The organism is Enterococcus sp. DIV1314a (assembly GCF_051713805.1).
GTDB classification, from domain to species: Bacteria; Bacillota; Bacilli; order Lactobacillales; family Enterococcaceae; genus Enterococcus_I; species Enterococcus_I aquimarinus.
On sequence record NZ_JBIOQP010000001.1, the window covers coordinates 2177175 to 2189870 of the forward strand.

At 37.9% G+C, this 12696-nt stretch carries 12 protein-coding genes; all 12 read right to left on the minus strand.

What is annotated here, in order from left to right:
- Window positions 1–19: 19 nt before the first annotated feature.
- Window positions 20–580, minus strand: a complete 561-nt coding sequence (gene ahpC, locus IGI68_RS10375; protein WP_438732678.1) for an alkyl hydroperoxide reductase subunit C — start codon at window positions 578–580, stop codon at window positions 20–22.
- Window positions 581–848: 268 nt separating this feature from the next.
- A complete protein-coding gene (locus IGI68_RS10380; protein ID WP_438732680.1) occupies window positions 849–1808 on the minus strand; it encodes a siderophore ABC transporter substrate-binding protein in 960 nt (319 codons plus the stop codon).
- Between the two features lie 38 nt (window positions 1809–1846).
- A complete protein-coding gene (locus tag IGI68_RS10385) occupies window positions 1847–2605 on the minus strand; it encodes an iron ABC transporter ATP-binding protein (RefSeq protein WP_071875643.1) in 759 nt (252 codons plus the stop codon).
- Entirely contained in the window at window positions 2602–3561 is a 960-nt protein-coding gene (locus tag IGI68_RS10390; RefSeq protein WP_071875644.1) for an iron chelate uptake ABC transporter family permease subunit, read from the minus strand. Before IGI68_RS10390 ends, IGI68_RS10385 begins: the two co-directional genes overlap by 4 nt.
- Window positions 3558–4505 carry an ABC transporter permease gene (locus tag IGI68_RS10395; RefSeq protein ID WP_071875645.1) on the minus strand — a complete coding sequence of 316 codons (948 nt, stop codon included), beginning with the start codon at window positions 4503–4505 and terminating at the stop codon, window positions 3558–3560. The genes IGI68_RS10390 and IGI68_RS10395 overlap by 4 nt, the downstream gene beginning before the upstream one ends.
- Window positions 4506–4647: 142 nt before the next feature.
- A complete protein-coding gene (locus IGI68_RS10400) occupies window positions 4648–6012 on the minus strand; it encodes an FAD-dependent oxidoreductase (protein ID WP_071875646.1) in 1365 nt (454 codons plus the stop codon).
- 16 nt (window positions 6013–6028) lie between these two features.
- Complete coding sequence (locus IGI68_RS10405) at window positions 6029–7462, minus strand: helix-turn-helix domain-containing protein (RefSeq protein WP_071875647.1); 1434 nt, start codon at window positions 7460–7462, stop codon at window positions 6029–6031.
- Window positions 7459–8184 (minus strand): class I SAM-dependent methyltransferase, encoded by a 726-nt coding sequence (locus IGI68_RS10410; protein WP_438732684.1) that lies wholly within the window; start codon window positions 8182–8184, stop codon window positions 7459–7461. The genes IGI68_RS10405 and IGI68_RS10410 overlap by 4 nt, the downstream gene beginning before the upstream one ends.
- A 2-nt stretch (window positions 8185–8186) precedes the next feature.
- Window positions 8187–9080, minus strand: a complete 894-nt coding sequence (locus IGI68_RS10415) for a hypothetical protein (RefSeq protein WP_438732686.1) — start codon at window positions 9078–9080, stop codon at window positions 8187–8189.
- Between the two features lie 3 nt (window positions 9081–9083).
- A complete protein-coding gene (locus IGI68_RS10420) occupies window positions 9084–9929 on the minus strand; it encodes a viral A-type inclusion protein (protein ID WP_438732688.1) in 846 nt (281 codons plus the stop codon).
- A 104-nt stretch (window positions 9930–10033) separates the two neighbouring features.
- On the minus strand, window positions 10034–10219 hold the full coding sequence (locus IGI68_RS10425) for a hypothetical protein (RefSeq protein ID WP_071875651.1): 186 nt from the start codon (window positions 10217–10219) through the stop codon (window positions 10034–10036).
- Between the two features lie 115 nt (window positions 10220–10334).
- Entirely contained in the window at window positions 10335–12614 is a 2280-nt protein-coding gene (locus IGI68_RS10430) for a glucosaminidase domain-containing protein (RefSeq protein WP_438732690.1), read from the minus strand.
- Window positions 12615–12696: the final 82 nt, after the last annotated feature.

Genomic DNA, 12696 nt, shown 5'->3' on the forward strand with positions numbered 1-12696 from the left:
AAAAAAACACCTCCTGTGATTAAATTTTACCTACTAAATCTAAACTTGGTTTTAGCGTTTCTGCGCCTTCTTTCCATTTTGCAGGGCAAACTTCACCTGGATGTGTGCGAACGTATTGCGCTGCACGGATTTTATCGATTAATGTACTTGCATCACGGCCGATACCATCCGCATTGATTTCCATTGCTTGCACAATGCCATCTGGGTCAATTATAAATGTTCCACGTTGTGCTAAGCCATCTTCACCTAAAACATCAAATCCCTGAGAAATGATATGAGAAGGATCGCCAATCATGATATATTCAATTTTGCCAATTGCGTCTGAATTGTCGTGCCATGCTTTATGAGTAAAGTGAGTATCCGTTGACACAGAATAAACTTCGACACCCAAATCTTGTAAGGTTGCATATTGATCTTGTAAATCTTCTAATTCTGTTGGACAGACAAAAGTGAAGTCAGCAGGATAAAAACAAACAATATTCCACTTTCCTTTGAAATCTTCTGATGAGACTTCGATAAACTCACCTTTATGATACGCATTCGCTTGAAACTCAACCATTTCTTTTCCGATTAATGACATAATATAAATCCTCCAATTAGAATAATTATTTGAGAGTAATATCTCTAATTAAAACTATACCTAAATATAATTGATAATTCAACCAATAAGCTTAAGAAAATATTATTAATATATAAAAACACAAGAACACCGTCTAATTGATTTTCATTCTCAATTAGACGGTGCTATTCTCAATTATAAGATCAATTGATTTTCCAACTAATGATACAGGACCTGTGGAATCTAAAAAAGGGAGTCGCTAAAATAGCCGACTCACCTCGTCTTTTGGTTATTTAAATGCTTGATTGACATCTTCAATCATTAATTTTAACGATTCAATTCCTGATCCTGCTAAATACCAGACTTGGGGATCTAATGACACGACTTGGTCATTCTCACCAGCTGTTGTTTGTTGCACGAGTTCATTCTCAACTAACGAATTTTGCGAAGTATCGCCACCAATGGCTTTTGTGCGATCAATGACAAAAATCAAATCAGGATTATTTTTTAAAACATATTCATATGAAACACTTTGTCCATGAGTTGAAGCTTCAATGTTTTCGTCCGCTTGCGCAAAGCCAAAAGTATCGTGTAAAATCGAGAAGCGTGAACCTGCACCATAAGCAGATAGACTACCTTCATTAATTAACAATGTTAAAGCTTTTAAGTTACTTGCTTCTGCTTTTTCTTTTGTCTCGTCAATCATTGTTGCTAAGTTTGCGAGTTCTTCTTGGGCTTCTTTTTCTTTCCCAAAAATTTCTCCAATCGTCGTCACGTTGTGTTGAATTGATTCCCACGTGTTTGTCGTATCAACATTTAAAAACATCGTTGGCGCAATCTTTTCTAAATCTGCTTGGAAGTCTTGTTGACGACCGGAGATAATAATTAAGTCAGGTTGTAATTGATTAATTTTTTCTAAATCAGGTTCTTTAATGCCGCCTGCTGATTCCAACGCATCAAAGGTATCTAAGTAATCAGGTAAGCTATCCACCGGTGTCGCCACAACCGTATCACTTACGCCTAAAACACGCAGCGTATCTAAGGTACTAAAATCAAATACCACTACTTTTTTGGGTTGATATGGAACCGTCAATGGGCCATTGCTATCGGTAATTTCTAACTCTGTTTTGACTGCTTGCGATGATTCTTGTGATTGACCACTTTCTGTTGTTGTCTCATTTGTCGAACATGCAGCTAAAAGAGCTGTAAATGTTAGTAATAAGAAGCCTTTTAATACGATTTTTTTCATTATTATTCCTCCAATTATTCTATTACTTATTTTTAAGGTTAATGGAAATACATACAGAATCGTTTTCCTTCAATTTCACAGATTTTGACATTCATACCGTACAGCTGATTGAGTACTTCGGGCTGAATAATTTCATTTGTTGAGCCTTTAGCGAAAATTTTCCCGTCTTTCATCGCCACAATATAATCTGCAAAACCAGCCGCAAAATTGATATCATGTAACACGATCACGACCGTTTTATGGTGTTCTTCAACGAGTTTCTTAAGCAAGTGCATCATTTGATTGGCATGATTTAAATCAAGGTTATTAAGTGGTTCATCCAGTAAGATATAATCCGTGTCTTGCGCAAGAATCATCGCGATATAGACTCGTTGCAATTGGCCGCCGGATAAGGCATGAATTGAGGACTCTTTTAAGTCAGCCAGTTCCATTTGGGCAATCGCCGTTTCAATGATGTGGTGATCTTCTGCGGTCAATTTTCCGCGATTATACGGAAAACGTCCAAACGAAATCAAATCATAAACAGAGATATTCAACTGAATGCCATTACTTTGCTTTAAAATCGCTAATTTTTGGGCTAATTCTTTTGATTTCCAATTCCGGATTTCTTGTTGGTCTAAATAAATATCACCCGTACTTTGAGCTTGCAATCCGCTAATTAGAGATAAAAATGTACTTTTTCCAGCACCATTTGGCCCAATAAATGCAATTAATTTTTCTTTTGGCAACTCAATATCAATCGCTTCTAAAATTTTCTTTTCGCCATAATTTTTCGAAATATTCCCGGCTCTAATCATGTTTGCTTCCTCTCTGCGATAATTTTTCCAACAAAGAAAATACCGCCACTAAATTGAATCACGACACTAATTGTCGTTTTCCATTGAAACACTTGTTCAACTAAGAATTGACCGCTAATCAAGAGTAAAACACCAATTAAAAAACTTCCTAAAAACAATTGTTGGTGTCGATACGTATAAAATAAACGATAACTAATCGTTGCGACTATAAAACCTAAGAAGATTGTCGGACCGACTAAGGCTGTCGCAGTCCCTGTCAAAATCACAATACTAAACAACGTCTTCTTTTGAAAAAGGTGAATATTAATTCCGAGATTCTTTGCTGGATCGATTCCGAGTAATAAGATGTTCAACTCAGGTGCTACCCGCCAAAGATGAAAAGTAGCCAGCAAAATAATCACAGCAGAAACAAGTAAATGCTGGTGATTGACGTTCCCAAAACTGGCAAACAGTCGACCTTGAAGTAAATCATATTCATTTGGATCCATCAATACTTGTAAAAACGTGCTTAAACTTGAAAATAGCGTTCCAGCGACCATCCCTACCATTAGAAGTAAGAACAAATTCCCGGTAGCTTTTTCCATGAAATAAAGTAAGAATAGGACGCTGAACAAACTCATTAGAAGAATGTTTGCTAAAAACATCCAAATCGATTCTTGCGAGAGCATGGTCACGCCACCAATGAAGAAAAAGAGCAATGTTTGAATCAAAATATAAAAATTATCTAATCCTAAAATGCCTGGCGTCAAAAATTGATTACGGGTCAATGTTTGAAACGAGATGGTACTGACTGACGTCGCCAAGGCAACAAGGATGAAGGCGAGAATTTTTTTTCCACGAAGCGCAAAGGCAAAGGCAAAATTCCCGTACGTGTTGTATGTTAAATAGAGCGTACTAAATAGTGCACACAAGACGAGTAAACCGATAATTTTAAGCCAATAAGAGGATATTTTCATGCTTGTTTCCTCCTCATTAATAAGAATAAAAAGAGCGCGCCGCCAATGACACCGACTACGACACTGACTGGGATTTCATAAGGCGCAATTAAAACTCGAGCAATAATATCACAAACTAATAAGAAAATCGCGCCAAAAATCGCAGTCAGTCCCATCGTGTTTTTAAAATGATCGCCGTAAAACAGTGAGACTAAATTGGGAACCACCACGCCTAGAAAAGGAATCGCGCCAACCATTAATAAGACCGAACTACTCCCTAACGCGACCAAAGCGAAAACAATCCATTGCAATCGTTGGTGGTTTAGTCCTAGGTTAGTGGAAAGTTCTGACCCTAAACCTGCAATCGTGATTTGATAACCTAAGAAATATAATAAAATAAAGACAGGAATCGTCACATAGATTAATTCGTAACTCCCCTCCATGACTGTCGCAAAATTTCCTTGTAACCAGGAAGAAACATTTTGGACGACTTGGAATTGATACGCTAAAAACGTCGCAATCGCGCCAATAATATTCCCAAACATAACGCCTGTTAGCGGTAAAATCATCGGATCTCCTTTAGGCAAGACTTTACTTAGACTTAAGAATAAGAGAACCCCGACATAAGCAAAAACAAAAGCCGCCAAGGAGCGCGTTAAAACGGAACTATTAGGCAAGAAAATCATAACGATTAAAATCCCTAATCGTGCACTGTCCATCATGCCAATCGTCCCTTCCGAAACGAATTTGTTTTGCATTAAGTGTTGCATAATTTTTCCTCCAACACTTAACATCCCACCCGCTAGAATTAAGCTAATTGTCCGTGGAAAACGTGTCTTGATAAATAACATCCGCTCAATCTCGTCGCCTTCAAGTAAGCCCGTAATAGAAACGCCGTGCACGCCCACAAACAAAGAAATAATGGTTAATATCAATAATAAAAGGAAGAGATAGCTTTTCTTCATTGGATACTCCTCTCACACTCATTGAGAATGATTCTCATTCTCTCGTGTATTCTATGCTATATCTGATAAAATATCAATGATTTTTTTGTAGAAAAAGCCATATCGCGCAAAAAAAAGGAGAAAAATAGACTTTTCTCCTTTTTTATCGACGATTTACTTTTAAAATACCCTCTAACGCTAAGTCATTAAAGAAATGTAATGGATTCGAAAATTTTGGATTAAAATAAAAATCCATCGTTAGCATTTCATCCAGTGTCGTTTGTTTCGTGATTAGGCCAGATAACGTATTGATTAATTCAAGCGATTTTTCGTAATTGGAAATAATCTGACCACCTAATAATTGTTTGGAGTGTTGATCAAAGACGAACTTTATCGTGATTTCAAAGTCCGTTTCTAGACTAAACAAAGCAGATTTTTCGTACGTTTTAGAAACAGATTGGACGGACAAGCCGTAGTAGGGCGCTTCATCTTCATTAATACCCGTACTCGCTAAATAATAGGCGAAAAGCTCACTAGCAATCGTCCGTTGAACTACCGGAAAAGGAATCTTGACATCTAACAAAATATTCGTCGCCGCAATGATCCCCGTTCGATAAGCATTGGTCACTAATGGGATATAACTAGGGGTATTTGACTGACTGAAATAAACAGAAACGAGATCACCCACCGCATAAATAAAGGGATCGGAGGTTTGCATGTATTCATTCGTTTCAATTGTTCCATCGGCATTAACCGATACAATATCTGCGACTAATTCAATATTCGGTCGTGGATTGATTGCATAGATGAGCGCATCACCTTCAATCAGGTCATCGTGGGTCAACTGAACACCTTTAAAATGATTATTTTCATCAATTTCTACCGACTGGACATTACGATTTAATTTTAACTGCACATTGGCTGGTAAATCACGCAATAAGATAGACGTAATTTCATCATCAAAATAGCGAAACAATCCTCGATTCATACGGTCCAGTAAAATAACTTCTTTATTCATTTGGCTTAGTGTTTCAGCCAACTCAAAGCCGATTAATCCCGCGCCAATAATAATGACTTTCTGGCTCGCTTCTAAAGTTACCGCCGCTTTTTTTGCTTGGGATAAACTCTTATAATTCGTCACCTGGTCTTCCATTTCTTCTGAAAAAGACGTTTGATACTGGCTCGAACCCATCGCTAATACCAAAAAGTCATAAGAAATAGTGTCTTCAATTTTCGTTTCGCCATCTTGCATCGTCACCGTAATTGACTTGCTTTCAGGACAAACGGCGGTCACTTTCGAGTGAATCATGACGTTAATTCCTTCTGTCAATAACTGACTTGGGCTCGTCGTGCGACAAACTTCAAGGGTAGGAACGTATTTTTCCAAATATAAATTTAAACTACTGCCAATGTATCCTAAGACATTGGATTGTTCGATAATAATGACTTCTACGGAAGGATTAATTTTCTTTAAATGTCTAGCAGTCGCAATCCCTCCGTGAGAACCACCAATAATTAAAACGCGCATGAAAGCTCCTCCCTTTTTATTGAGGCAATGATTGATTCAGTGCCTGTTGTATTCGTTCAATTTCAAAAGTCGTCGGTAATTGCGTCACAATGCAATACGCTTCCCACTGATAGTCTGCGACGTCTGTAAATTCGTCCACTAATAATAATTGATACGGTCGTTCTTTGACCGCCCGCTCGATGTCTATCGTGGGTAAGATTCCTAGTTCTTTTTGCAAAAAATCTAGATAACTATTAGCTTGTAGCGAAACTTCAATGGCTACCCCAATGTGTTTCGTTCGTTCGATTTTTTGTTGATATTTTTCGAGTAAAAAACCATAACTGCCATCAAGATTGCGCCACTGCGTAGTGGTCAAATGACGAGCAAGCTGATTTTCCACAATCGTCATACAGTGATCAAGCTTTTCAGGGGCACAATCAGATAACAATGATTGAAATAATGGGAAATCCTCATCAAAGCCCCCATAATAAAATACGACCCGACTATGTAGCGAATATAAAAATCGTTGGGCTAACGGTGACAAGTGCGCCACCATTTCGTTGTCTTCGATAATGACCTTGGCCACTTTTCGATTCGTTTCAAAAATCGTTAACAAAAGAGGCGAATGGGTATCGCTCTCTTCAGGCAAATACATGCCTTCTGACAGTAGGAATAGATACAGGTAAATAGCCTCGCTATCAAACGATTGATAAGCAAAACGACTTAAATAACGAGCAAGAATATTTTTTAATTGTTTAAACATCTCATCTTCATTAAATTCCGTTAAAAAAACCTGACTAAAATCTTTCCGGTGTTCTTCGCGGTAATCAAAACGTCGGGACATAATTTCAAACCATAAAACTAATTTCCAATACTCCGTTACAGAGAATTTCCGTTGAAAATGGTCTTCTAGAATATGAATTAAATGCTGACTCATTGAAGGATCGAGCCTTTTTTTTAGACTTTCAAGGGTTTGGCTATGCCAGAAAAAATGAAAAAAGAAAAAGCGGATTTGATTTTCATCGCCAATAATTTTTTTGTTCTTAATTTGAATATCAAACTCTGTCAAAACCTGATTAATTGCCTTAAATCTTCTAAAAATAGAAGCTTCACTAATTTGAAATTCAATCATCATTTTCGTGATCGAGATATTTTTTTGTTTAAAAATCGAAGCCAATAATTGATAATCCAGTCCTTGTTGCAAGTAATGGTTCAAAAACCCTTTGACCGAGAAATCGCTAGGCAAAATCAAGGCATAATCGTCATTGGCATTTTTTTCTAAACGGGCATTTGGAGCGTACGCCTTGAGCTCTTCTTCCAAACTCACTAATTCTTTTTGTAACGTTGGAAGAGAGACATGAATTTCTTGAGCAAGTTCTTTTAAGGCAATCTCTTGGGTGTGGTGGAGAAAATATTCAAACACTAAATATTGAACTTGCTGATTTTTCGACAATAATTGCGTAAGCCTCATCGCGCCACCTCCTCTTGTGATACGGGGATTATTAATAGTTCAAAGATTACTTGACGTGGGTTTAAAAAAGTTGAATCGGTTTTAAAATAGGTAGCTGCAATCTTTTCTAACGTTGTATAAGGGATTTCTTCTGAAAAATACTCATAAAAGAACGACTTTTCGATTGTTTCTTCTAGTGGATAGACAAACTCCACTACTTGAAAAGGCATACCGTCTAACCATTTTTTGTACTGGTGCATCAGATTGAATGGCTTTTCTTCTAATGGCGAGAATAGCACATCCTCATCGGCAACTAAGCGCAAAAGATAGACCGCTTTTTTCGCAATCCGCAGCAATTCTAGCAATTGTTTTGGTGTATCTAAAGCAGGATTCATCGCGGAAAAGACAACATCAAAGGAACAATCGCGCGTTTGTGCCAAAAAGCTCGCTTGTGTTTGTTCGATAAACGTTACGTTTGAGTGCGGCGCTTTTTTTCGCGCGATGTCAAGCATCCTAGGCGAAAAATCAACCAAAGTATAACGCTCTACTAGCGGTAAAAATACTTCGATATATTTCCCAGTCCCTCCAGCTAAATCTAAAAAAGAAGAAACCGGAAAGAGCGGTTGCTTCTTTACGAAAGTGTTCAAATCATCAAGTAAAGTCGTAGCCGATTCTTCTTGGATGCTATCATAATCATCGGCAAAATCATCCCAAAAAGCAATCATTTCCTCTAATTCATCCATCACTATTTCCGAACCTGCACAAACAAAGGGACTAAAAACGGATAACTCGTGACAAAATCTAAGATCGAACGTTTTCTTAGATTCGAATCAATGAATAGCACGGTTTGATTTTCGTGGATGTCAATTTTCATGGTTTGTCCCTGCGTTAACGTCACTTGGTATTGCTGCGTGCCGATTTTATCAAAATCATACTCTTCAGATTCCATGGTCGTAATAAAAATTTGATCTAAAATAGCGGCTGATGCAGAGAAATCGCTTATTAACTGTAACGATAACGCTTGGGTATTATCGAGCAAACTCGGTAATACATCAAACCCTAACGCTTTCAAATGCACAAATAAACGATTTAAATCTTGATTAAATAACGATAACTGCGTGCGAGACAAGTATTTATCTGAATACCAAAGAGAAATGAGCGTATGCACTTCTTTTTCAGCAATCGTGACTTCCATCTTATCCATGTCGAGCGTTATTAACGGAATATATTCCATAAAAAAGCGTTCATCGATGACTTTCAGTTGAAAATGTAAGACTAAATGATTGGCTTCATTTAACTGATACGCCACGTAAAAATGATTGGTTTCCCAAGTATTATAGTGATCCGTTTGCTGCATTCCAATTGAATGAAACGGCTCCAATAGATAATAGGACAAATACTCCAATAAATTCGTTTTGGCAATGGTAGAAAAAGGTTGTTGTGGAAGAATTAATTGGCGATACTGCTGTAAAAGTGTCTCAAAATCAGCTTCTAATAACGCCTTTCTCAAATATAAATCAGCTAATTCTTCTTCTGCCTCTTTAATCCATTGCACGATTTCTTTTTGATAACTTGTTTTCTTGATTTGATACTGGTCTTCAAAAGTATTAATCGTCTTATTTTCGGGTATCTCGCTCATACGCTACTCCTCCCCATTTAAATAATTTATCAAAAAATCACTTAACTGTTGTTCTAACACTTCATAAGAACCAAAATGCTGCTTAATTAAGCGTAATTCTTTGATAATGATGGCTCGTTTTAAACGTTTCTCTTCGTACATTTTGACTAAGTGTTCTTTTTCTTCATTCGTTTCTGAAGGACTATTGAGATAGGGTATCCACGTCTCTTTTTCTTGATGTAAAGCATCTTGTTTTTTTTGAATTGCCTCTAAATCTTCTTCAATTTTCCCACGGTTAAAAAATCCTTTATTTTGTTCAATGGCCAATCGTTCGTTTTTCAACAGGAGTAATTTATCATCAATTTCTTTTACTGCTACTCTGGCATTAATCTTTTTCGCTTCAATGCTATCCATCTGCTCTTCTAGCGATTGCAGTTCCTCTTCGATCGTTTTTAAAGGTTTCGTCCACTCTTCTTTTATTTCAGGTAATACAAACAGTGCGGGCACACTCGCATCCATAAAAATGGTTGGCCGCTCGTGGTAATACTGATCAATTTGGTAATGATACACTGTCGGACTGACTTTTTTCACTTGCCGCATAAATGGATAGGTTGTCATAAGACTTTCGTGTAATTTTTGCGAAAGTAACGTATCAATTTCATTGTGTTGATTCGATGTTTTTTTAAGTTCTTGATGGAGTCGTCCATTATAAATCCGGTAAATCTCTTGAATTTTTTCTTCGCGAATCGCCACTTCAAAATCATGCAAATCTTCTAATAATGAATGGATATTTTTGGATGCTACTTCTTTAATTTCTTTAAAGGAACTTGCGGATTGCTGCTCTGAAAACACTTGTTGTTCGTTATCCATTGCCACTCCTCCTCGTTACAATACTCTTACTCTTATAGTGTATCATTTTTTCGAAAAAAAAGTGATTGGTTGTGCTTCGACTCAACAACCAATCACTTTTTAAATTAATCTAGATCGTACGTCCGAAAACGAATTTGATTTTCTTCATCGCGTTTTAACACCGTTTCTTCTTTCAAATACGTAAATCGTAATTCATTTAAGTCCGGATTACTTAGCATTTGTTCATATCCAGTAAAAATATCGTGAATATATTGTTTATATGCTTTCTTTTTTCTCATACGTTTTTTCATTTTTTGCACCATCCTCTACCACTATATTTTATCAATTGTGTGTAAAAGATACAATACTCTTTTTAGCTGTAAACGAAGGACAAGGAATGTTTTTCACGAATAAGCAAGCAAACCATTACTTAGGTGCGACGTAGCCCACTCCGCTAGAAAGCGCAATTTCATTTGGGATGATCCGATAATTGACATACGAAGCATCACCTTCAGAAATTAACACCCCTTCATCTCCTACTGCTTCGACAAATGCCACATGACCATAAAGGGGATGATACCCCGCCACTCCTTGTTTAAAACTAATGACATAGCCTACTTTAGGAACGGACGATGTTTGATAGCCTAATAGTTGTCCGTTGGTGTGCCAATCTGCTCCATTGCCCATATAGTCACCCACTCGACCACCCAATTGCGCGACTCGGTTGAAGACATACCATGTACATTGATCGGCTTCGTACGATCCGCTTGTATTATAGTTTAGGCCGTTATACATCGGAAAGCGAATGTCTTGCCGATATTCCAGTGGGATTTCAGAGAGTGTCATCATCGCATGACTGACTGAAACTTTCGGTTCATCAAAACGCGTGAGTTGATAGGTTGCAATGAGTGAATTTAATTTATTCGCATAAAAAGTATCCGTTGCATATTTGCCCATCAGATTTTGTGTAGCGGTTAAATAGTTTTTTGCCGTGGAACGCCAAGATTTTTGATAAAAAGTTTGATTTCCACTAATTCCGGTTTGAATTAATTCAACATAATCTTCAAGCGACTCTCGATAACTTGGGTACACTCGAAAAGCGGCATTGATCGTATAAAGCTGCCCTTGGCCATTATCTTCTGCAGTTGGCAACGTAATAGAGGCTCCGCTATTGCTTCCCTTAATGCCAAATAAATTATAATAAGGTGCACGCGATAACCCACTCGTCCCCGCACCACTTTCTAAAATTGCTTGGGCAATCATGACCGAAGCAAAGACGTCGTATTTCAAGGCCATCTCTCTTGCCAATTCACCAATCGAGTCAATAAACGCGTTGGTAACATCATTTTCTTGAAACGCAAACGAAACAGGATAGTCTCTGACTTGCTGCAAGCCGTATGTGGATAATTGCCATTCCTCTTTTTTGGCAAGACCATAATCGGGTGCTCGTAAAAAATCATAACGCGTTAGTAGATCTTGGTCTTCATCCTCATCACCTAACTCCTGCTCATCACGTAACGTAAAGATGCGAACACCTGGAATTTCCTCAGACTCATTCGTTCTCCGGAATGAGTCGTTCAGTAACGAATCATCTGCCATGATGATTTTATTTTGGCCAAGGTAAATTCCGACTTTATTTTCTTTTTCCCAGACGACTAAATCACCTGGTCTTGTCTCGTCAAGGGTAACTTTTGTCCCAATTTGAAGGAATTTCGTCTGCTCTTCAGGGATATCCAGCGAAAAAATTTGTTGATAAACATAACGAGAATAGTTCAAATTATCAAAATGTTCCGGCCCTTTTCCACCCTTTTTGTAAGGTTGGTTCAAATAACTTAAAGCCGTCACAACAATCGCCGCTTCCCGTTGATCTGTGTAAGTGCTTAGTAAGGGTAAAACAAAACCATTTAAATCCGATGCCACAAACGATTGGGGACTCAGCGGTAGATCGAACGGTTGGCTGAGTGTTGGAAAAATTTGTTCAGAAATAGTTGGCGTTACTGTATTTGTAGTTGACTGATTCGGACGTTTTACAGGAGCAGTCGTTGGTTTTTCAGGAACCAATTCTTCCTTATCGATTACAGGCTTCGATTCTTCCACAGAACTATTCGGATTGACAGTCTCTTCTTCGCTGCTTTCTTGTGTGGAAGAAATGTCTGAAGTCTCTTCTGTACGATTGGTCGATTGCTCAGAGGTATTCTCTTGCGTACTTTGACTGGTTTCTTGCGTTTGAGTGGTAGAAGAACTCTCTGTTAGTTCTGTTTCTGTACTCAACACGGTTGAATCCGTACTTGATTCTTGTGTCTGTTGACTATCAGAAGACTCGCTAGAAGGACTCACAGTCGTATCTGATGACACAGTCGTCGATTCTTCTGTTATTTCTGTGTTTGAGTCACTTGTCGGCTGATTGGAAGCCTCTTGACTTTCGCTAAGCGCAGGTGGCAATTCAGCACTCTCAGGCGCTTCCACTGGATTGTCTTCAATGGTTTCTGAAGGGCTAATTACCGTTTCTAAAGAAGAGCTAATGGTTTCTTCTTGCGCTTGAGAAGTCGTGGAGACAGCGGGTGTTTGACCGGGCTCACCAGTCTCTTCTTTGTTTGAAACGAGTCCCTCAATCGTATCTGAAAAAATAGGAGTGACTTGAGCAAATAGCAAGAGTGCGATGGTGATTTTTACGAGGGACTGCCTGAGATGTTTGCTAAGCTTCATTAAAACCCACTCCTTTTTTAATCGTAATCTCATTATAACACAAGTAAACCGCTCTACAAAAAGATAAGTAAACGTTTACAAT

Excerpts from the sequence above, each read along its gene's own strand:
- ahpC (WP_438732678.1), bottom strand. The coding sequence starts at position 580 with ATGTCATTAATCGGAAAAGAAATGGTTGAGTTTCAAGCGAATGCGTAT.
- IGI68_RS10380 (WP_438732680.1), bottom strand. The coding sequence starts at position 1,808 with ATGAAAAAAATCGTATTAAAAGGCTTCTTATTACTAACATTTACAGCT.
- IGI68_RS10385 (WP_071875643.1), bottom strand. The coding sequence starts at position 2,605 with ATGATTAGAGCCGGGAATATTTCGAAAAATTATGGCGAAAAGAAAATT.
- IGI68_RS10390 (WP_071875644.1), bottom strand. The coding sequence starts at position 3,561 with ATGAAAATATCCTCTTATTGGCTTAAAATTATCGGTTTACTCGTCTTG.
- IGI68_RS10395 (WP_071875645.1), bottom strand. The coding sequence starts at position 4,505 with ATGAAGAAAAGCTATCTCTTCCTTTTATTATTGATATTAACCATTATT.
- IGI68_RS10400 (WP_071875646.1), bottom strand. The coding sequence starts at position 6,012 with ATGCGCGTTTTAATTATTGGTGGTTCTCACGGAGGGATTGCGACTGCT.
- IGI68_RS10405 (WP_071875647.1), bottom strand. The coding sequence starts at position 7,462 with ATGAGGCTTACGCAATTATTGTCGAAAAATCAGCAAGTTCAATATTTA.
- IGI68_RS10410 (WP_438732684.1), bottom strand. The coding sequence starts at position 8,184 with ATGGATGAATTAGAGGAAATGATTGCTTTTTGGGATGATTTTGCCGAT.
- IGI68_RS10415 (WP_438732686.1), bottom strand. The coding sequence starts at position 9,080 with ATGAGCGAGATACCCGAAAATAAGACGATTAATACTTTTGAAGACCAG.
- IGI68_RS10420 (WP_438732688.1), bottom strand. The coding sequence starts at position 9,929 with ATGGATAACGAACAACAAGTGTTTTCAGAGCAGCAATCCGCAAGTTCC.
- IGI68_RS10425 (WP_071875651.1), bottom strand. The coding sequence starts at position 10,219 with ATGAAAAAACGTATGAGAAAAAAGAAAGCATATAAACAATATATTCAC.
- IGI68_RS10430 (WP_438732690.1), bottom strand. The coding sequence starts at position 12,614 with ATGAAGCTTAGCAAACATCTCAGGCAGTCCCTCGTAAAAATCACCATC.